Source organism: Saliniramus fredricksonii (genome assembly GCF_900094735.1).
In the GTDB taxonomy this organism is placed as follows: Bacteria; Pseudomonadota; Alphaproteobacteria; order Rhizobiales; family Beijerinckiaceae; genus Saliniramus; species Saliniramus fredricksonii.
This window is the reverse complement of the sequence record NZ_FMBM01000002.1, coordinates 2,168,833-2,188,481: the sequence shown is the minus strand read 5'-3', so window position 1 is coordinate 2,188,481 and position 19,649 is coordinate 2,168,833. Positions and strand designations below refer to the sequence as shown.

Sequence of the window (19,649 nt, the reverse complement as noted above, 5' to 3'; positions counted from 1 at the left end):
AGTACTACAGTTGCTTTTTATTCTTCCTGCGTCGTTTCCTGTGGCTGATGGCCGCCTGTTTTTGATGCTGCCTTCGCCAGAGGGACCATGCCCATATGAATGCGGTGGCGATAGGTTCGGTCAGGATGAGGCGTGCGATCAGGCGGCGGATTTCCGAGGTGGACATCAGCCCGGCAATGGCGCCGATCATGCGGCTGTTCGGTCCGGACTCGTTTTGTCCCGTTTGCTCTCAGCATCGGTGGCGTAGGCGGTCTTTCGTTGTTCTGCGGCGATCTGTGCGAGGAACAGGGCTGCGGCCATGACGAGGGCCATGTGTCGGTGCCAACCATGCCAGGAGCGGGCCTCGCAATGATCGAGGCCAAGATCGTCCTTGGCACGCAGGAAGCATTCCTCGATGGTCCATCGCAACCCGGCAGCGCCTGCCATGTCGGCAAGGCTCGTTCCCTCTCGGACGAAAGCGAAGTAGTAGGCGATTTCATCGCGATTGCGCAGATTACGGCGCATGAGAAGCCACCTCTCGAACCCCTCCGGCGTGGCCCAGCCCAATGAGACCCGTGCCCAATGATACAAACGGGGGCCCTTGGCACCTTCGCCCGCACTGAGCGCCGTCCAGGCTTTCTTGGGAAGTTCCGCCGCAATCGTTGCCGGATCTGTCTGGATCAGGCCCCAGTCGGCCTGCAGGAAGCGCAGGTGTTGGTTGGATCGGACCGCGAGAACATACGGCTGCCCGCGATCCTCCAGCATTCGGCGAAGCGTGTAATCGCTTCCATAGACTGAATCGGCGAGTACGAACGCACATTGCAGGCCGCTATCGAGAGCGCTTGCGATCATCTCGCGGGCGATGGCCGGCTTCGTGGAGAAGGCAATGTCGTCGGGAATCCCGACACGCCGACGACGCTCGATATCCTCCGCCCAAGCCTTCGGCAGATACAGCCGCCGGTCGATCAATGTCTGGCCGTAGCGGCTGGCATAGGCGCAGAAAACGCCGATCTGGCAGTTCTCGATCCGGCCGGCAGTTCCGGAATACTGACGCGCCACCCCGACCGAGCGATCGCCCTTCTTCACGAAACCGGTCTCATCGATGACCAGAACGCCGTTGTCCCCCAACGCATCGACTGCCTGATCGCGGATGAGGGGTCGCGTCCGTCAAGCTGGTGTAATTTTCTGGATGGCCTGAGGTCATGATCAGGCGGCTTTTGTGGTTATGCTGAGGATGGGATCGATCTCTTCCTTGTCGATCTGTGCGAATGCCTCGACCATCATGTAGCGGCTTGATGTCTGCCATTCGTCATTCTGCTCGAAGAGCACGGCGCCGATCAAACGCATGATGGATGCTTCATTGGGGAAGATCCCGACGACGTCGGCGCGTCGCTTGACCTCCTTGTTCAGACGTTCAATTGGGTTCGTGCTGTGCAGTTTGGTGCGATGCTGGCGCGGGAATGACATGTAGGCCAGCACGTCGTGCTCGCTGGCATCCATGAGATCGGCCAGTTTTGGCCAGCGCGGGCGCAGTTGCTCTGCGACCTTGCGCCAGGTTTCGCCGGCATGGGTGCGGTCGGGTTGATCGAAGGCCTGTCGGATGGCAGCGGCGACGACAGTATGCTGACCACGCGAGACATGGGCCAGGGCGTTGCGCATCCAGTGGACGCGACAGCGTTGCCAGGTTGCTTCGAAGACCCGGGCGATGGCGGCTTTGAGGCCTGTATGCGCGTCGCTGATGACCAGTCTGACGCCCCCCAGGCCGCGAACGCGCAGGGATCGAAGGAACTCGGTCCAGAATGTCTCGGCCTCGGACGGGCCGATACCGAGGCCGATGATCTCACGGCGTCCCTCGGTGTTGGCGGCCACGGCGATTATTGCGGCGACTGGTACGATCCGTCCGCCCTGGCGCACCTTCAGATAGGTGGCGTCGAGCCAGAGATAGGGCCATTCGCCGGTGAGCGGGCGGTTCAGGAACTCGCCGACACGTTCGTCGATGTCCTTGCACAGCTTCGACACCGTGCTCTTCGAAATGCCGCTCAGCCCCATGGCCTGCACCAGCTCATCGACGCGACGGGTCGAGACACCACTGATCCACGCCTCCTGGATGACGGCCACCAGCGCCTGTTCCGAGGTCTTGCGCGCTTCGAGAAAGCCCGGGAAGTAACTGCCTTGACGCAGCTTGGGGAGCTATGCGGGATTTTGGGTGATACGGCCTGATCAGGCGGCGCGGTTTTCGGTACCGTTTACGGCGACACCGTTGGTGAATCTGACACCTTCGATGACCATTGGCAACTGCTTCGCGCCCTTCAGGCGGCGCCATGTCTTTGCGGCGGCCTGAACGAGCTTGAAGACCATGAGCTTCGCGGTCTTCTGCGACAATGCTCCCTTGGTCCGCACGGTTCGATGCCTGACGGTGGCGAACACGCTCTCGATCGGATTGCCGGTGCGCAGGTGATCCCAGTGATCGGCGGGGAAACCGTAGAATGCCAGCAAGGCTTCGCGGTCTTTGGTGAGACAGGTCACGGCCTTCTCGTATTTGGCGCCGTATTTCTCGGCGAAGGTGTCGATGGCGGTTTCCGCCGCGGCGCGGGTTTCGGCCTGCCAGATCTCGCGCAGATCGGCCTTCACCGCCGGCTGCATGGATTTCGGGAACTTGTTCAGGACGTTAGCCGTCTTGTGAACCCATGTATGGATGCCCCCGTTCGTGCAAGAGGTTTCTGCTCGGCTCAAGCGCGTGATCGGGTGCGGTCATGTATCAGGCCTTGAGATGCGGCTCTGAACGGACCGCGGGCCAGTATGGAGATACGCGGATCGAGTGCACATCAACAGCGCGAGCTCGAGGCTCTTTGGGTTCAAATGCTTTTCTCGATCCCGATCTGACCGATCGTTTGCCCTTACCTTGCTGTCGACTTCCTCACACGCCCAACGGCCCGGCTGCCTCGGCTGATGTCGTCATCAGACCGCGGCGACCGGACCCCTGAAGTTCTCTCCCCGCGTCGACATCGCCCAGATCCCGCGCGCCATCTTATTGGCCAGCGCGATGGCGACGACCATGCGTGGCTTGCGGGCCAGCATGCGTGCGAGCCAACTGCCTTCCGGCGCGCCCTTCCTGACGGCCCAGCGGACCACCGACATCGCGCCGATGATCAGGAGACGCCGTATGTCGCGCTGCCCCATCTTGGACGTTCGTCCGAGGATCTGCTTCCCACCGGTCGATCGCTGGACAGGGACGAGCCCCGTCCAGGCTGCGAAGTCGCGTCCACGCCTGAACGTCTCCATCGGCGGGGCGAAGGTCTGGACCGCCATCGCAGTCAGCGGGCCCACGCCAGGCATGGTCATCAGTCGTGCGGTGTCTTCTTCCCGCGCCGCTTCGCGCTTCAGCACCTTGTCGAGATCCGCGATCCTGCCGGAGAGCAGTTCGATCTGCTCGAGATAGAGGCGCCCCAGCTCGATCACGAGCGTCTCGAGACGCGAGCCGGCTGCCTCCAGCGCGTCCGCCAGCACCTTGACATGAGCCGGCCCCTGCGGCGCTATGAGGCCGTGCTCGGCGAGGTGGCCCCGCAGTGCGTTGATGAGCTGCGTGCGCTGCTTGACGAGGAGGTCCCGCGTCCGGAAAGCCATCGCCTTCGCCTGCTGCGCCTCGGATTTGACCGCGACGAAGCGCATGGTCGGGCGACCCGCCGCCTCGGCTATCGCCTCTGCGTCGGCCGCGTCGTTCTTCTGCCGCTTGACGAACGGCTTGACGTAGATCGGCGGGATCAGGCGGACCTCGTGACCGAGCTCGCCGATCGCGCGGCCCCACTCGTGGGCCGTCGCACACGCTTCCATAGCAACGATGCAGCGCGGCTGCTTGGCAAAGAAGCCGAGAACCTGCGAGCGACCCAGCTTCTTGCGGAAGCCGACGCTACCGTCCGCTCGCGCGCCGTGCGCCTGGAAGACCCGCTTTGCGAGGTCAAGGCCGATGATGCTAATGTTGTCCATGGATGCTTCCTCCTCTCGTGAATGACCTGCAGATCACCACGTTGGCACATTGCGATGCCGTTGGGAGGGGGCATCCAATCCATCAACAGCGCTGATGATGCGTTCCCGGGAAGACCTCGTCGAGGGCCTTCCAGAACCCCATGCCGCCATCGCCCACGGCGATCTCGGGCGGCACCTTGAGGCCGCGGGCCTTGATGTCGACCAACAGTTCGCGCCAGCTCTGCGCGCTCTCGCGCATGCCGACCTGGAAGCCGACGAGCTCCTTCTTCCCCTCCGGCGTGGCGCCGAGAATGACCAGTATGCACTCGGCCTGCGGTTCCATGCGGGCCTGCAGATAGACACCGTCGGCCCAGATATAGACATACCGCCGGGCCGAGAGATCACGGCCCTGCCAGCGATCGTATTCCTGCTGCCAATCGCCCGTCAGACGGGAGATGACACCAGGCGACAGGTTCGGTGCATCTACCCCGAGCAACGCTGACAGCGCTTCCTGGAAATCGCCGGTGGAGATCCCGCGCAGATAGAGCACCGGCAGCAGGGCATCGAGGCTTTTCGACCGCCGGGCCCATTTCGGCAGGATGCTTGAGGTGAAGCGGACCTTCTTCTCCGCGGGCATATCGGTGGCCCGGTCGCGGACTTTCGGGCGGCGCACGTCGAGCGGACCGATGCCGGTCTGAATGCTGCGCTGTGGCCCATAACCATGCCGGACGATCCGTTGCCGGCCATCCGGCAAAGCCTCCTCGGCATATTGCTCCACAAAGGTATCGGCTTCGGCCCGAAGTGCCGCCGCAAGCATCCTGCGGGCGCCGTCACGGGCAATTTCTGTCAGAGGATCCGCAACAGATCCGGGCTGGTACAGCGGGGTAATCGTGATATCATCTTTCATAGGCGTATCGTTCCTTTTGGAAGTTCTGGCAGGCTTCAGCACCCGCCACGATACGCCACCTCCTCAAACTGCGTCACCCAGATTCGCGTATAGCTCTATGCACTCGGCCTGCGGTTCCATGCGGGCCTGCAGATAGACACCGTCGGCCCAGATATAGACATACCGCCGGGCCGAGAGATCACGGCCCTGCCAGCGATCGTATTCCTGCTGCCAATCGCCCGTCAGACGGGAGATGACACCAGGCGACAGGTTCGGTGCATCTACCCCGAGCAACGCTGACAGCGCTTCCTGGAAATCGCCGGTGGAGATCCCGCGCAGATAGAGCACCGGCAGCAGGGCATCGAGGCTTTTCGACCGCCGGGCCCATTTCGGCAGGATGCTTGAGGTGAAGCGGACCTTCTTCTCCGCAGGCATATCGGTGGCCCGGTCGCGGACTTTCGGGCGGCGCACGTCGAGCGGACCGATGCCGGTCTGAATGCTGCGCTGTGGCCCATAACCATGCCGGACGATCCGTTGCCGGCCATCCGGCAAAGCCTCCTCGGCATATTGCTCCACAAAGGTATCGGCTTCGGCCCGAAGTGCCGCCGCAAGCATCCTGCGGGCGCCGTCACGGGCAATTTCTGTCAGAGGATCCGCAACAGATCCGGGCTGGTACAGCGGGGTAATCGTGATATCATCTTTCATAGGCGTATCGTTCCTTTTGGAAGTTCTGGCAGGCTTCAGCACCCGCCACGATACGCCACCTCCTCAAACTGCGTCACCCAGATTCGCGTATAGCTCGCCGCCGGGTGGGGGGGCGCAGATCTGTTCCGGAACCGGCCTCTGTTCGCACGTGCGCGATTCACTTCCCGTTCGGCGATCGCGTCAGCGGCGGGCCTGAGCAAGCTGATCGTTAACGGTGGCTTGCTCGCTGTTTCGTCCAGCGCCGCCGGTCTCTTGCCGGCCCCAAACCCGAAGTGCGGTGACATCACCCCTTCCTGCATTTTCCGACACAGTACCTGTCCATCCAGTTGTGCGATGAATTTTTACTGCACTCTTGGCTCCGCAAGCCTTCGCGAGGACCGTGCCCAGTTCCGCCACGCGGGCTCGCATGGTCACCGCATCCATTGCCGCCAGCGATCCTGCCAGCGTGGCAGTACCCAGCGTCCTGAAGTCCAAAGGGCGCGGACCAGCTTCCAGCCCCGTTATCCGCCTGCCCCGGAAGGCCCAAGCACCAAAGAAGGGGATGACTTTCAGGGTAGCCCCTCACGCAGCCCCGCCGCTTCCTTCCTGCTCCTCCGTGATGGCCGGCTGCACTTGCCCGTGGCAGCAACTGGTCATGCGGCGCGCTGGCCCGGAAGAATACGCGAGGGCTCACACCCGCTTCACCGATTGCACCGTCCTCGACGGTGAGCCGACTTCGCATGCCGGTCATTTCGAGTGCCTCCACGATCACCCGCCTCATTGAGAAGCCAGACCATCAGGGGATGCACCTGCCTGGGCCGCCCTCCCGGGTCGGCGTTTGCGCGTCTGCCCTGTCAGTTGCCGATTGTGGAATGCCCGCGTCGTCGCCTTCACTATCGGCGGGCGGTTCTGCCCTGCCATCCCTGCTTACGGGCGTGAGCCGCGCGCGCGATCTGTGTTGGGATACGCTCACGCGCCGCGCTGCGCTAGCTTTGGCGGTGTGCCGGGTGTCGCAGCGGCATCTGCCATGGCGCGGCATCGCGACCTTCGATATTGCCGCTGTGGGTGTATCGAGCGATGTGATGCGGGACGTGCTGCGCTTCGATCGCGACAAGAGGCGTGCTGCCATCGCCATGGCTCTTTCCCGTGCGTCGACCCGTGCGCCCGGCGACGCGCCGGGTCCAGACGCGCCGACGGCGCACGTGACGCTTCGTCATGTCATATGCTTGTAGCAAAATCCGGATAGTTAGCCGGGCGCTGGATAGGCTGTGCAGGTGAGCGGTTATGGATATGAAAACCGGCGAAACGCATTCCGGACGTGGGGAGCCGGCCCTCGAAGCGATCGGAATCGGCAAGACCTTCGCGACGACGCCGATCCTCAAGGGCATCGATCTGCGCATCGCACCGGGCGAAGTCGTGGCTTTGCTCGGCCCGTCAGGCTGTGGCAAGACCACGCTCCTGCGCATCGCTGCCGGACTGCTCGCACCGTCTGCGGGGCGGATGCGTATCGCGGGTCAGCTCGTCGCGGATGGTGCGCATCATGCGCTTGCGCCGGAGGCGCGCGGCATAGGCATGGTGTTTCAGGATTATGCCCTCTGGCCGCATCTGAACACGCTCGCCAATGTGGCTTTCCCCCTGCGCATGCGCGGCCTCCCCAAGGCCGAGCGTAACAAACGTGCGCATGACGCGCTCGCACGGGTCGGGCTCGCCGATATGGCAGAGCGCTTTCCGGGTACGCTTTCGGGCGGGCAGCAGCAGCGTGTGGCGCTCGCACGCGCGATCGTCGCCGAGCCACCCCTCGTTCTGTTCGACGAGCCTTTGTCGAATCTGGATCGCGAGTTGCGCGAGAGCCTTGCGCTGGAAATGGGTACGTTGCTGCGCGAGTTGAACCTGTCGGCGGTCTACGTCACCCATGATCAGGCGGAAGCCTTCACCATCGCCAATCGTGTGGCCGTGATGCTGGGTGGCGAGATTGCCCAGATCGCGACGCCGGAGGCGTTGTTTTCGGATCCGGCGACGCCCGAGGTCGCACAGTTTCTCAATATCGGCGCGCTGATCGACGGCGAAATCCGCGCCCGCGAATTCCGCTGTCACGGGCGGATGGTGCGCGTCACCGCGCCGGGCGAAGACCATGCGGACGGGCCGGCCCGGTTGCTGATCCCGCGCACGGCGATTGCCAGGTCCGATCACGGGCCGCTCAAGGCGCGCGTGGCACGCTGCCAGTTTCAGGGCGATCGCTACCTGCTGCATCTCGATTTCGGCGAGGGCGATCGCAGCCTCGTCTGCCCTTCCGATAGTCCGGTCGCTCAGGGTGAGATGATCAGTCTCGCTCTGAACGCCACGCGCCTGCGTCTGTTTGCGCATGCGTGAACCAACCACTCACAAAAGGAAACCTCCCATGATCCGCAGATTCATGCTCGCCGCCTCAGTCAGCCTTGCCGCAACGCTCGGCTTTGCGGCGCAGACGGTTCAGGCCGATACACTGACCTTCTACACCGCCGGCCCCGGTGGTCTCGCCGATGCGCTGGCTGAAGCCTTCACCGCCGAAACCGGTATTGCCGTCAACGTATTCCAGGCCACGACCGGGCAGGTGATGGCCCGTCTCGAGGCGGAGGAAGCCAATCCGCAGGCGGATGTCGTGGTCTCGGCGAGCTGGGGTTCGGCGCAGGACATGCACGAGCGCGGCCTCCTGATGGAATATGTCTCGCCCAATGCCGAAATGGTTCCCGATTTCCTGAAGGACAGCCATTACGTGGCGCAGGGTGTCTCGGCTCTGGCGATCGCCTGGAATACGCAGAGCGGCACACCGCGACCGAACGAATGGGCTGATCTCGCGGACGAGGCCTATCGCGATCTCGTCACCATGCCCGATCCGTCGCAATCCGGCTCGGCTTTCGATCTCGTCGCCGGGCTCGAAGCCGCGATGGGCGAAGAAGCCTGGACTTTGCTGGGAGATCTCGCCGAAAACGGCATGATCGTGCCCGGTCCGAACGCGGCGGCGCTCAATCCGGTCCTGCAGGGCGCCAAGGCCGTCGTCTTCGGCGCCGTCGATTACATCAGCTATGGACGTGCCGCGAGCGGCGAGACCATCGAGGTGATCTCGCCGGAGAGCGGCACCGTGATCGCCCCGCGTCCGATCATGATCCTCGAATCGGCGCAGAATCCGGATGAGGCAAAGGCCTTCGTCGATTTCGTGCTTTCCGATGCGGGGCAGGCGCTCGTTGCCGAGACCTTCCTGATGCCGGCGCGGACGGATGTCGAGGGCCGTCGTCCGGGTATCAATGACCTGACCATCATTGACGTCGATGCCGATGCCGTCTCTGCACGGCGCGACGAGATGATCGCGCGCTTCAACGAAACCGTGATGGCGCGCTGATCGTTCTCGTTCCCGCTTCCCGGTCCCCGGCATGCCCTGCCGGGGACCTTTCTCTTTTGATGGCAGATAAACGGCATGCCGAAACCCGCATCCTTCCTCACGGCAGCGGCGGCGCTGGCGCTGATCGTGCTGGTCGGTCTGCCGGTTCTGTTCATTCTGCTGCAGGCGATTTTCCCCGAATTCGCGCGCGGCTCCTTTGCGGGGCCGTTTTCCAAGCTCGCCCTGATCACCGAGAACGAGCGGCTGCTGACCCAGGCGCGCAATACGCTCATGCTCGCCTTCGTGGTCATCATCGGCTGCCTGATCTTCGGCCTGCCGATCGGCATCCTGCGCGGGCTCTATGACGTTCCCGGCGCACGCATCTGGGATGTCATCTTCCTCGTGCCGTTCCTGATCCCGCCCTTCATCGCGGCGATCGCCTGGATGATGACGCTGCAGCCGCGCGGCTATCTGGAACAGCTGACGGGCATCGATCTCGGCGGCTTCCTCTTCAGCTTCGTCGGTGTCGCCTTCGTGATGACGCTCAATCTGTTTCCGCTTGTGTATTTCGCCGTTTCACGCGCCTTCGAAGCCGTCGGTGGACGCTTTGCCGCTGCGGCGCGGGTGCATGGAGCCGGGCCCTGGCGGGCTTTCTTCATCATCACCCTGCCGCTGAGCATCCCGGCGATCGCAGCGAGCCTGCTGATCGTCTTCGCCATGTCGATCGAGGAATTCGGCACCCCGGCGGCGCTCGCCGCGCGCACGGGTTTCGAAGTGCTGGTGACGGGTATCTACACCCGCCTTTCCGACTGGCCGATCGATCTGTCGGGGGCGGCCCTCGGCTCGGTGATGCTGATGGCGCTGGTGCTCGCGGCCTTCATCCTGCAGAACTGGATCGCCACGCGCCGCTCCTATATCAGCCAGGGCGGCAAGCCCGCCGATATCGAGAAGGCGCGGCTCGGCACATGGCGCTGGCCGGTTCTGGGCCTGTTCTGGCTGGTGGCGTTGATCGGCGTGGTGATCCCGCTCGCGGCGATCAGCGTGACGTCGCTTCTGGGAACGATTTCCGGCGGGCTCAGCTGGAGCAATCTCGACCTGCGCCACTACACCCCGCTCGTCGCGCCGGGTTCCCGTGCCGCGCAGGCTCTGATGACGAGCGGCTGGCTCGCGCTGCTGACGGCGCTCGCCACAGCGGCGATCGGCGGCATTGTGGCCTATATCGTGGTGCGCGGGACGGGGCGCGGGCGGGCCGTGATGGACGGCCTGTCGGTCCTGCCCAATGCGATCCCGGCGATCGTGCTGGCCGTCGGCGTAATTCTGGCCTGGAACAGCCCGTTCCTGCCGATCACGCTCTATGGCACGGCGGCGATCCTGCTCGTGGCCTATATCGGCATTCTGCTGCCCTATCCGATACGTTATGCCGTGGCCCGGCTGCGTCAGATCAGCGGTTCGCTCGATGATGCAGCGCGTGTGGCGGGCGCCAGCCGGGGGCGGGCCATGCGCCATATCACCCTGCCACTCATGGCTCCTTCACTGATCGCGGCGATGATGCTGGTCTTCGCCATCGCGTCACGTGAACTCGTCGCCTCGATCATGCTGGCGCCGGCCGGCATGCGCACGGTGGGGACCTTCGTCTTTGCGCAATTCGAGCAGGGCTCTGTTCAGACCGGCATGGCGATGAGCGTGATCGCCATCACGATCACCTCGGGAATCCTGCTCGCTGTCAACCTCTGGCTGGCGCGCCGGGGCGGCAACGCCTTTACCGGCTGATGCCGGTCAGGGTGCGATGATCCGCGCGCGTGCCTTTGCGTCAAGGTCGCTCACCTCATCCGGTCGCGTCATGCGCTCGACAGGGTCACGCGGGGCGAGGGCGAGCGTATGCGTCACGGCACCATGCCCATCGAGGTGATGGATCTGCATGGCAGGTGCTTCGGGCGTATGGGCGTGGGGGGCATCGGGCACGAGCGCCAGAGCCAGTGTATAGCCCAGAGGCGGGGCCGTGCTCACCGCGATGCCATTGACGACACCCTGGACCGACCGATGCGTGTGGCCCGCCACCAGACGCACCCGCGCGGCATGCCTTGCAAGCAGCCGCATCACGGCATCCGCACCGGGGAAGGGTGCATCGTCGTAACGCGGCATCCCGGTCCTGAAGGGCGGATGGTGCAGGCCGATCAGGACCGGGCCGGCGCTGTCGCGCAGAACGGCTTCGAGCCATTCGCATTGCGCGGCCTCGATGGCGGCGCCGCCGTCCGGTCCGTTGCTGTCGAGGCCGATGACGAGCCCGTCGGAGCAGGCATGTGCAAGATCCGCCTTGCCCGGCGCGCAGGCGCGACGATCCGCAAAGGCGGCACAAAACGCCTCCAAGTCATCATGATTGCCCGGCAGCGGCAGAAGCGGCACGTCGAGCCTGTCGAGCATCGGGCGCACAAGACCGTAATCGCGGGTGCTGCGATCGAGCATGTCGCCGGTGAAGAGTACGGCATCCGGGCGGGGGCGCATGCGGTTGATCACCGCGATAGCCGTTGCCAGCGTGTCGCCGGGATCGTGCCGGGGATAGCAGCCGTCCGCGCGCAGATGCAGATCACTCAGTTGCACGATGATCATGAACCGCCTCTTTCGTCGTTTCCGATTCGGAAAAACCCCATCCGCGACAGGACATGGGCGCATTGTCGTGAAAGCTTCATGAAACAGCGTTTTGCTCGCCGGGAATTTCGTCAAGGGAAAGTCGGGATGGACAAGCCAGTGATGCCGGGGGCCGATGATGCGATGCCGGTGAGATCCCCGGAGGCTGCGGCGCTGCTGGCCGAGCTCGAACAGTTGCGCGCAACGATCCTGCATGATGCCGCGCCACTCCTGGCCCGCTTCGAAGCCCGTGCGGGCGGTGCGCATCCCGCCTTGACCAATCTCGCGCATTATCTGGTCCTGCGCCACCACGATATCCGCCCGCTGCAACGGCGGTTGATGCGGCTGGGATTGTCGTCGCTCGGCCGTGCCGAGAGCCGGGTCATGCCGACGCTCGATGCCGTGATCGCTGCCCTGCACGCCCTGGCCGGCAAGACCTGCCTGACGGCAGCTCCGGACGAGCAGAGCTTCTTTGCCGGGGAAATGCGCCTCAATCAGGCGACCGATACCCTGTTCGGCGCGCCGCGGCCGCATCGTCGCAACCGGATCATGGTGACCTTGCCGAGCCAGGCCGCGCAGGATGCCGATCTCGTCATGGCGCTGGCGCGCGCCGGTATGGATGTTGCGCGCATCAACTGCGCTCATGATGATGCGCAAGGCTGGCGCGCCATGGTCGGGAACGTGCGCAAGGCGGGTCTTGCGGTGGGGCGGGACCTGCAGGTTCTGATGGATATTGCCGGGCCGAAACTGCGTACGGAGGCGGTTATTTGCGATCCGGCCGATGCCCGCCTGTTCCCGGGCGCGCGTTTCCGGCTGGTGGCGCATGGCGCGCCCCATACCGGCGATGGCATCGCCGTCGCCGCCGGGGTCAGCGCGCCGGAAATCGTCACGCGGCTGCGTGTTGGCGACCGGGTCTCCTACGATGATGGCAAGATCGGCGGGATCGTGGAGCATGCCGAAGACGGCGAAGCGGTCATCCGGGTCGTCCGGGCCAGGCCGAAAGGCAGCCGGATCAAGCCGGAAAAGGGCCTCAACTGCCCCGATACCAGCCTCGGGCTGGCGCCGCTCACCGCCAAGGACGAGGCGGATATCGCCACCGTCATCGCCTGTGCCGACATGGTCGGCTATTCCTTCGTCAGCCGCCCGGAAGACATCGATCTGCTCGATGCCGCGCTCGCCCGCTATCCCCGCGCGGATGCACCGCTGGGTCTCGTGGCCAAGATCGAGCGGCCCGATGCGGTGAAAAATCTGCCGGATCTGATCGCCCGCGCCATGCCGCGCGGGCCTTTCGGCGTGATGATCGCGCGCGGCGATCTCGCGGCGGAGCTCGGTTTCGAGCGCATGGCGGAAATGCAGGAAGAGATCCTGTGGATCTGCGAAGCCGCCGGCGTTCCCGTGATCTGGGCGACACAGGTCCTCGAAGGGCTCGTCAAGGACGGTGTGCCCTCGCGCGGCGAGATGACCGATGCGGCGATGGCCGCGCGCGCCGAATGCGTCATGCTCAACAAGGGGCCGGCAATCGGCGAGGCGGTCGCCCTGCTCGACCGCCTGCTCGGTCGCATGGAAGATCACGCCTTCAAGAAGACACCGACCCTGCGGGCCCTGACCGCGTGGTGATCATGCGGTAACGGCCCGCCGACGGATTCTCAGCAGGCGAGGCCGCGCTGCTCGAGCCGCGAGACCGTCTCGGGCAGGCGCGCGTGATCACCTTGCACTTCCAGGATGAGGCGCGGATTCTGCGGGCAGGCTCTGAGCGCGGAGAAGACCGGACGCCACGGAATCACGCCGTCGCCGGGATGCCAGTGCCGGTCGGCATAGCCGTCGGCATCCTGCAGATGCACATGGCCGAGACGCGCGGCGGAGGCAGCGATGAAATCGACGACGGGCGGGGCGCCGTAGCGCCCGTGGGCGAGTTCGGCATGGCCGGTATCGAGGGAGACCATCAGATTGGGATGCTCGATCATGGCGACGAGTTCCGTGCGGTCACGCGGGTCGGTATCGTCGATATTCTCCAGCATGACCGTGCAATCGATCTCCGCAGCACGGGCCAGAACCGGTGCGAGGCATTCGGCTGCACCCTCGAACAGGACGCCGCGCAGGAAGGCGTAATTGGCGTAGTTCAGCGTGTGCCAGAAGGTGAAGGGGCTGTGGATCACCATATGCGTCGCACCCAGCGCGCCGGCCACGTCGAGCCCGGCCATCAGGCGCTCTTGCACGACGGCCCGGATGGCCGGGTCGGGCGCGGCGATGTCGAGGCTGAAGAAGGGCCCGTGGATCCCCCGCAGCCCGCGATGACCTTCCAGCCGCTCGCGCCATTGCGCGATCAGGCCGGAATGATCGGCGCCGATCACGGAGGGATGAACGAAATCCTGGATCTCGATGGTGCGGTCGCTCTCGCAGATCCAGTCGCGCAGAATGTCGAAGCTGTCCAGCGTCACGGCGGCGCCAAGGCGGGGCAGGGTCATGGAGGGATCCTTTCTATTTGATGCCGGCGCGCATGAAGCTCTGCACGAACTGGCGCTGGAAGAGCAGGAAACCGATCAGCAGGGGCCCGGAGGTGATCAGCGTCGCCGCCGTGATCACGGACCATTCGATGCCGCTATCGGTGGTCGAGAAGATCGACAGGCCCACGGTGAGCGGGCGCGTCTCCACCGAGGAGGTGATGATCAGTGGCCAGATGAAGTTGTTCCAGTGATGGCTCACCGAGACAAGGGCGAAGGCGAGGATCGTGGGTTTGGCCAGCGGCACATAGACCCGCCAGATCAGGCCGATCAGCGAGCACCCCTCGATGCGAGCCGCCTCGTCGAGCTCCTTCGGGATCGTCTTGAAGGTCTGGCGCAGGAGGAAGATGGCGAAGCCGCTGGCGAAATAGGGCAGGCCGATCGCCAGGATGGTATCGACCAGCCCGAGCTGCGCCATGGTGGCGTAATTGCGCACCAGCAGGATGTCAGGCATCACCATCAGCTGCACCAGAACCAGGGCGAAGAGGATATTCTTGCCAGGAAATTCCAGCCTTGCGAAGGCGAAGGCCGCATGGATGCACAGGATCAGCTGGGCAGCGAGGATCATGCTCACCAGCATGATGGTATTCAGGAAATAGCGCGCGAACGGCGCCGCGTTCCAGGCGCGGGTGAAGTTCTCGAAGGTCAGGGGCGCGAGCAGCACGAAACGCGTCTCGTAGGCGCTGGGATGGATCGCCGTCCAGATCGCATAGGCGAGCGGCAGGATCCAGACGAGCGCGAGCGCCCAGGCGCCGGCGACGAACAGGGCGCGGTCGAAGCGGGTCTGTGTGACGACGAGCGTGCTCATTTGTAGTGCACCCGCCGGTCCATGAGGAAGAACTGGCCGATTCCGACGATTGCCAGGATCACCACCATCACCACGGTCAGGGTGGCGGCATAGGCCGAATCCCAGAAGCGGAAACCCTGCTCGTAGATGTAGTAGAGCAACAGCATCGAGGCATTGTTGGGCCCGCCCTGGGTCATGACGAAGACATGGTCGATCATGCGAAACGCGTTGATCGTGGCATTGACCGAGAGGAAGAGCGTGGTCGGCATCAACAGCGGCCAGATCACGCGCCGGAAGAAAACCCAGCGCGGCGTGCCCTCGATTGCCGCCGCCTCACGCAGGGAATCGGGGATGGTCTGCAATGCGGCGAGATAGAAGATCATGAAGAAACCCGCCTGATTCCAGATCGTGACCATCATCACGGCATAGAGTGCGCTGTCGGGCGAACCCACCCAGTTGCGCGGGCTCAGGCCGATCAGCCCCCTCAGCTGTTCGAACAGGCCGAATCCGGGCAGGAAGAAGAACAGCCAGATATTCGCCACCGCGATCAGCGGCAGCACCGTCGGCGTGAAATAGGCCATGCGCAGGAAGGCCCGCCCGGCAATGTGCCGGTGCACGAACAGGGCCATGGCGAGGGCGAGGCCGATCGAGACGGGGATCGTGATCGCGGCATAGATGGCATTGTTGACCATGGCCCGCATGAAGGTCGCATCGGCCAGAAGGCGCTCGTAATTGGCCAGCCCCACGAAGACGGACGGCCTGCGGCCCCGCGCCGTCGAGAAAAAGCTGTCGATCACCGTCTGGACCGCCGGCAGATGCGTGAAGGCGAAGAGCAGCACGAGCGCGGGCGCAAGCAGCAATCCGGCATGGATCCATTCGCGGCGCATGGGTTCTCCGGGACGCATGGTTTCTCTGAGGGGCGCAGAAAGATTTCGGGCGGCCCTGGCGGCCGCCCGATCGTCTACGTCAGGCTGGTATCAGCGATAGGCGGCGAGAATCGCATCCGCCTGGCTCTGCGCATCGGCCATCGCATCTGCCGGTGTCATGTCGCCCACGATCGCGGCAGCGATGGCATCGTTGATGATCTGCGTGATGCGCGGCCCCTCGAAGGTCGAGAGCTCGGGAACGGCGAATTCGAGCTGGTCACGCGCGACGAGGGCGCCGGGGACCTCCTCGGCATAGGCGCGCATCGCATCCGTTTCCCAGGTATCGGGGCGCGGCGCGACATAGCCTGTATCGATCGACCAGCTGGCCGCCTGCTCCGGCGCCGTGGCCCATTTCACGAAATCGACCGCCGCCTGGAGCTGTTCGTCGCTGGAACCTTCGAAGAGGTAGAAATTGCCGCCGCCGGTGGGCGCGCCGCGACGGACATTGGCCGGCAGCATCGCGACACCGAAATCGAAGGGGGCATTGCTGCGGATATTGGTGAGGTTGCCCGTCGTCGTCCAGGCGATGGCGCTCTCGCCATCCATGAAGGCACGCGGCGTCGCACCCCAGTCGAGAATGCCCGGCGCCATGATCTCGTGCTCATCGGCCAGCGAGACCAGATATTCGAGCGCGCCGATCACTTCCGGCGTGTCGAAATAGACCTCGGTGCCCGCGTCATTGGCCAGACCGTCCTGCCCGTTGGAGGCGACGAGACCGGTAAACAGCCAGGAGGGGAAGCCGGATGACGGAATGCGCACGCCCCATTGGGTGACGTTGCCGCTGTCGTCGCGCAGGGTCAGCTCGCGACCCATCTCGACCATTTCGTCCCAGGTCGCGGGCGGGGTCTCGGGATCGAGGCCGGCAGCGGCAAAGGCTTCCTTGTTGTAATACATCACCGGCGTGGAGCGCTGGAAGGGGATGCCCCAGGTCTGGCCACCGGTCTGGCTGTTGCGCATGAAGGAATCGTAGAACCCGCCGATCCAGTTCTCCTGCTCTTCTTCGGTGACGAAATCGTCCCAGGGCAGGATGATGTCCTCGTCGATCAGCGCGAACATGTCGACGGAAAGCAGAATGGCGAGCTGGGGCGGATTGCCACCGCGCGCCGCCGTGATCGCCCGCGTCGTGGTATCGGCATAGCTGCCGGTATAGATCGCGTTGATGGTGACGCCGGGATTTTCTTCCATATAGGCGCTGGTCATCCCTTCGATGATACCGGCGGCATCACCGCCGACAGCGACGGGGAAGTAGAATTCGAGGTCGACGGCGGAGGCGCTCGCCGGCAGCATGGCTGCGCTGGCGAAGATCGAGGCCGCAGCGAGGAGGCGGGTTTTCATCAGGCGTGTCATCAGTGCATTCCCTGGATGAGTTGCTGGGTGAGACGGTTCATTGGGTGAACGAGGTGATCCGCTGGCCGTCGGCGCCGAACAGATGTTCGGCTTCCGTATGCCAGCGCAGATGCAGTCCGGTATCGCCGAGTGCTTCCCGGGCCGGCAGGCGGGCGTGAAGGCGGGTCGGTGCGGTTTCGGGCCCGATCTCGAATGTGGCGAGTTGATCGGCGCCGAGATATTCGATATCCGCCAGGCGCGCCGGCACGCCGTTTGCGCCGATCGCGATATCTTCCGGCCTGATCCCGAGCATGCTGCCTTCCGGCAGCGCGCGCTGCCCTGCAAGCGCATGGGCCGGGATCAGGTTCATCGGCGGCGTGCCGATGAAGCGCGCGCAGAACGTGTTCGCCGGCGCGGCATAGAGCTCGCGCGGCGTGGCGACCTGCTGCACGCGCCCCTTGTCGAGAACGACGATATGATCGGCCATGGTCATCGCCTCGACCTGGTCATGCGTGACATAGACCATGGTGAGGCCGAGGCGCTTTTGCAGGGCCCGGATCTCGACGCGCATTTCCGCGCGCAGCTTGGCGTCGAGATTGGATAAAGGCTCGTCCATCAGGCAGACGGGGCGCTCGGAAATCACGGCGCGGGCGAGCGCCACACGCTGCTGCTGCCCGCCCGAGAGCTGCGAAGGCCGGCGATCGAGCAGCTCCCACAGGCCCATCATCCGCGCCACCCGCTCGAGGCGCTGCCTCTGCTCGGCCTTGCGCACCCGTCGTACCGACAGACCGAATAGGATGTTCTCGGCGACGTTCAGATGCGGGAACAGCGCATAGGACTGGAACACCATCGACAGATCGCGCTCCGCCGGTGGCAGCCGGGTAATGTCGCGGCCGGCGAGGCGGATCACGCCGGATGTCGGCGTGTCGAGCCCGGCGATCAGGCGCAGCAGCGTGGATTTCCCGCAGCCGGAAGGCCCGAGCAGCACGGAAAACCGGCCTTCGGGAAGACTGACCGCAACATCGTCGAGCGCGACGGCACTGTCGAACCGACGGCTGACCTGATGCAGGCTCAGCCCTGCGGGCAGGGGTGATGCTTCCCCTGCGTCACTTGGCGGGCGCGTCTGATCGAAGGTGCTGGCGGATGCTGCGTAGGTCATCTTTCAATCGCTAATCCAGCCGGATGACAGTTGCATGACGCTTTGACGAACGCATCCGGCGCCTGCAACCTTACCGATATCGCGCATGTCGAATCGTAATCATCCGGCGTGCAGCCTTGTCGATCGAGCACTGCACGCCGGTTCGTGACGCTACGGTTTACCGTGCCAACTCGCCGCGCACGGTATCGGCCAATGCGTCCAGCGTCTCAGCCGGATCGGCATCGGTGTCGAGCACATCACGCAGGCTGCTCATGATCGTATCGGTCACGCGCACGCCACGTTCCCCGGGATAGGCGAACCAGGGGCCGAGAAAGGCGACCTGGTCGCGCGTGGCCTGATGGTTGGGATTTTCCGCATAGAAGTCACCCAGGAATTGCGGATCATCGGCGGCACGCTGGTTCGTGGGCGCGTAACCGGAATTGCGCACCACGATGGCTGCGCCCTCGGGGCCGGCGGCGAAAGTCATGTAGCGCCATGCGGCTTCCTGCCTGGCTTCATCATCGGTGAGCATGACGACGCCGGAACCGCCGGTGGGAAGCCAGCCGTTCTCACGGTCGGCGATGGGGAAGGATGCGACGCGCAGATCGAAACGATCGCCGACGCCGTCCTCGAGGCGGGCGAGGAATGCGGAGGAATCGAGCATGATGCCGAGCCGCCCGGCCTGGAACGATTGCTGGGCCGCGCTGCGATCATAGGCCGGCATGTCGGCCTCCTCGCGAAACTGCGCCAGCAGGGCAGCCGCCCGGTGGCCGCGTTCATCGTCGAACAGAACCTCTTCCTCGGCGTCGTCCATGAGTTCGCCGCCAAAGGAGCCGACCGCTGCCTGCCACATCCAGTCACTGCCCCAGAAATGATAGTAGATCCCGTCGGTATCCTCGCCGAGCGCGTCGATATCCGCTCCCAGAGCAATCAGATCATCCCAGTTGTCGGGGAAGGAATCCGGGTCGCCGCCGGCCTGGGCAACGAGATCGGCATTGTAGTAGACCACGGGCGTAGAGGCCGCGAAGGCGAGGCCGTATTGCTCGCCCCGGACCTGACCAAGGCCGAGCAGGCTTTCCGTGAAACCCGCCTCGGCAAAGGCTTCCTGGTCCTCGATGAAGGGCGCGAGCGGCTGGGCCAGTTCGCGCTCGGCCAGGATGCGGATGCGGTTGAGGCCGACATAGACGATATCGGGGGTATCGCCGCTCATGGATTCGCGCAGAACGCGCTGCACACCGTCCTCGTAGCTGTCGGAGGGTGAGCGGAAGGTGACGCGCACATCCGGATTCTCTTCCATGAAGCGCGCAGCGATTTCTTCCTGGATCTCGCCGAACACGCCGGGCATGGCATAGTGGACGACGATTTCGGTCTCTTGCGCCTGGGCGGGGAGCGCGAAGGCGCCCGCGATCAGCGCTGCGGCAGCGACGCTTGTCGAAAACCGTTTCATTGGTGAACCTCCTGGTTGGGCTTGTCTTTCGA

13 protein-coding genes and 5 pseudogenes are annotated in these 19,649 nt (G+C 64.4%); 4 read left to right on the top strand and 14 right to left on the bottom strand.

Features of this window, described 5'->3' with window-relative positions; genetic code table 11:
* Window positions 1-4: 4 nt before the first annotated feature.
* The 7 genes and pseudogenes from GA0071312_RS16445 to GA0071312_RS16415 all read right to left on the bottom strand — a co-directional run.
* Window positions 5-190, bottom strand: coding sequence for a hypothetical protein (locus GA0071312_RS16445; RefSeq protein ID WP_074443744.1), 186 nt, complete (start codon window positions 188-190; stop codon window positions 5-7).
* A pseudogene (locus GA0071312_RS16440) lies at window positions 187-1,134 on the bottom strand (IS701 family transposase); the annotation flags it as partial. The gene GA0071312_RS16445 and the pseudogene GA0071312_RS16440, both read right to left, overlap by 4 nt.
* 51 nt (window positions 1,135-1,185) lie before the next feature.
* Window positions 1,186-2,169 (bottom strand): annotated as a pseudogene (locus GA0071312_RS16435) (IS256 family transposase); the annotation flags it as partial.
* Between the two features lie 30 nt (window positions 2,170-2,199).
* Window positions 2,200-2,667, bottom strand: a pseudogene (locus GA0071312_RS16430) (transposase); the annotation flags it as partial.
* 270 nt (window positions 2,668-2,937) lie between these two features.
* The gene (locus GA0071312_RS16425; RefSeq protein WP_074443356.1) at window positions 2,938-3,963 is read right to left on the bottom strand and encodes an IS110 family RNA-guided transposase; all 1,026 of its coding nucleotides are present in this window, start codon (window positions 3,961-3,963) and stop codon (window positions 2,938-2,940) included.
* Between the two features lie 85 nt (window positions 3,964-4,048).
* Window positions 4,049-4,849: pseudogene (locus tag GA0071312_RS16420) on the bottom strand (IS256 family transposase); the annotation flags it as partial.
* A gap of 96 nt (window positions 4,850-4,945) precedes the next feature.
* Window positions 4,946-5,533 (bottom strand): annotated as a pseudogene (locus GA0071312_RS16415) (transposase); the annotation flags it as partial.
* A 1,263-nt stretch (window positions 5,534-6,796) separates the two neighbouring features.
* On the opposite strand from GA0071312_RS16415, the gene GA0071312_RS16400 reads away from it, so the two are divergent.
* From GA0071312_RS16400 to GA0071312_RS16390, 3 genes are all read left to right on the top strand, one after another.
* Window positions 6,797-7,882: an ABC transporter ATP-binding protein gene (locus GA0071312_RS16400; RefSeq protein WP_074445841.1), complete on the top strand. Its 1,086-nt coding sequence runs from the start codon at window positions 6,797-6,799 to the stop codon at window positions 7,880-7,882.
* A 28-nt stretch (window positions 7,883-7,910) separates the two neighbouring features.
* Window positions 7,911-8,888, top strand: coding sequence for an ABC transporter substrate-binding protein (locus GA0071312_RS16395; protein ID WP_074445840.1), 978 nt, complete (start codon window positions 7,911-7,913; stop codon window positions 8,886-8,888).
* Window positions 8,889-8,963: 75 nt separating this feature from the next.
* Complete coding sequence (locus GA0071312_RS16390; protein WP_074445839.1) at window positions 8,964-10,637, top strand: ABC transporter permease; 1,674 nt, start codon at window positions 8,964-8,966, stop codon at window positions 10,635-10,637.
* Window positions 10,638-10,643: 6 nt separating this feature from the next.
* Here the strand turns inward: GA0071312_RS16390 and GA0071312_RS16385 are convergent, their stop codons facing one another.
* Entirely contained in the window at window positions 10,644-11,474 is an 831-nt protein-coding gene (locus GA0071312_RS16385) for a metallophosphoesterase (RefSeq protein WP_074445838.1), read from the bottom strand.
* A 126-nt stretch (window positions 11,475-11,600) separates the two neighbouring features.
* On the opposite strand from GA0071312_RS16385, the gene GA0071312_RS16380 reads away from it, so the two are divergent.
* The gene (locus GA0071312_RS16380) at window positions 11,601-13,109 is read left to right on the top strand and encodes a pyruvate kinase (RefSeq protein ID WP_238947262.1); all 1,509 of its coding nucleotides are present in this window, start codon (window positions 11,601-11,603) and stop codon (window positions 13,107-13,109) included.
* Window positions 13,110-13,138: 29 nt separating this feature from the next.
* On the opposite strand, the gene GA0071312_RS16375 is transcribed toward GA0071312_RS16380, so the two are convergent.
* The 6 genes from GA0071312_RS16375 to GA0071312_RS16350 all read right to left on the bottom strand — a co-directional run bounded on the left by GA0071312_RS16375 (window position 13,139) and on the right by GA0071312_RS16350 (window position 19,617).
* A complete protein-coding gene (locus GA0071312_RS16375) occupies window positions 13,139-13,957 on the bottom strand; it encodes a sugar phosphate isomerase/epimerase family protein (protein WP_074445837.1) in 819 nt (272 codons plus the stop codon).
* A gap of 13 nt (window positions 13,958-13,970) precedes the next feature.
* Window positions 13,971-14,801 carry a carbohydrate ABC transporter permease gene (locus GA0071312_RS16370; RefSeq protein WP_074445836.1) on the bottom strand — a complete coding sequence of 277 codons (831 nt, stop codon included), beginning with the start codon at window positions 14,799-14,801 and terminating at the stop codon, window positions 13,971-13,973.
* A complete protein-coding gene (locus GA0071312_RS16365) occupies window positions 14,798-15,667 on the bottom strand; it encodes a carbohydrate ABC transporter permease (RefSeq protein WP_238947261.1) in 870 nt (289 codons plus the stop codon). The genes GA0071312_RS16370 and GA0071312_RS16365 overlap by 4 nt, the downstream gene beginning before the upstream one ends.
* Window positions 15,668-15,757: 90 nt before the next feature.
* A complete protein-coding gene (locus tag GA0071312_RS16360; RefSeq protein WP_074445834.1) occupies window positions 15,758-17,053 on the bottom strand; it encodes an ABC transporter substrate-binding protein in 1,296 nt (431 codons plus the stop codon).
* 37 nt (window positions 17,054-17,090) lie between these two features.
* Window positions 17,091-18,191, bottom strand: a complete 1,101-nt coding sequence (locus tag GA0071312_RS16355) for an ABC transporter ATP-binding protein (protein ID WP_083204631.1) — start codon at window positions 18,189-18,191, stop codon at window positions 17,091-17,093.
* Between the two features lie 157 nt (window positions 18,192-18,348).
* Window positions 18,349-19,617 carry an ABC transporter substrate-binding protein gene (locus tag GA0071312_RS16350; protein WP_074445833.1) on the bottom strand — a complete coding sequence of 423 codons (1,269 nt, stop codon included), beginning with the start codon at window positions 19,615-19,617 and terminating at the stop codon, window positions 18,349-18,351.
* Between the last annotated feature and the right edge of the window lie 32 nt (window positions 19,618-19,649).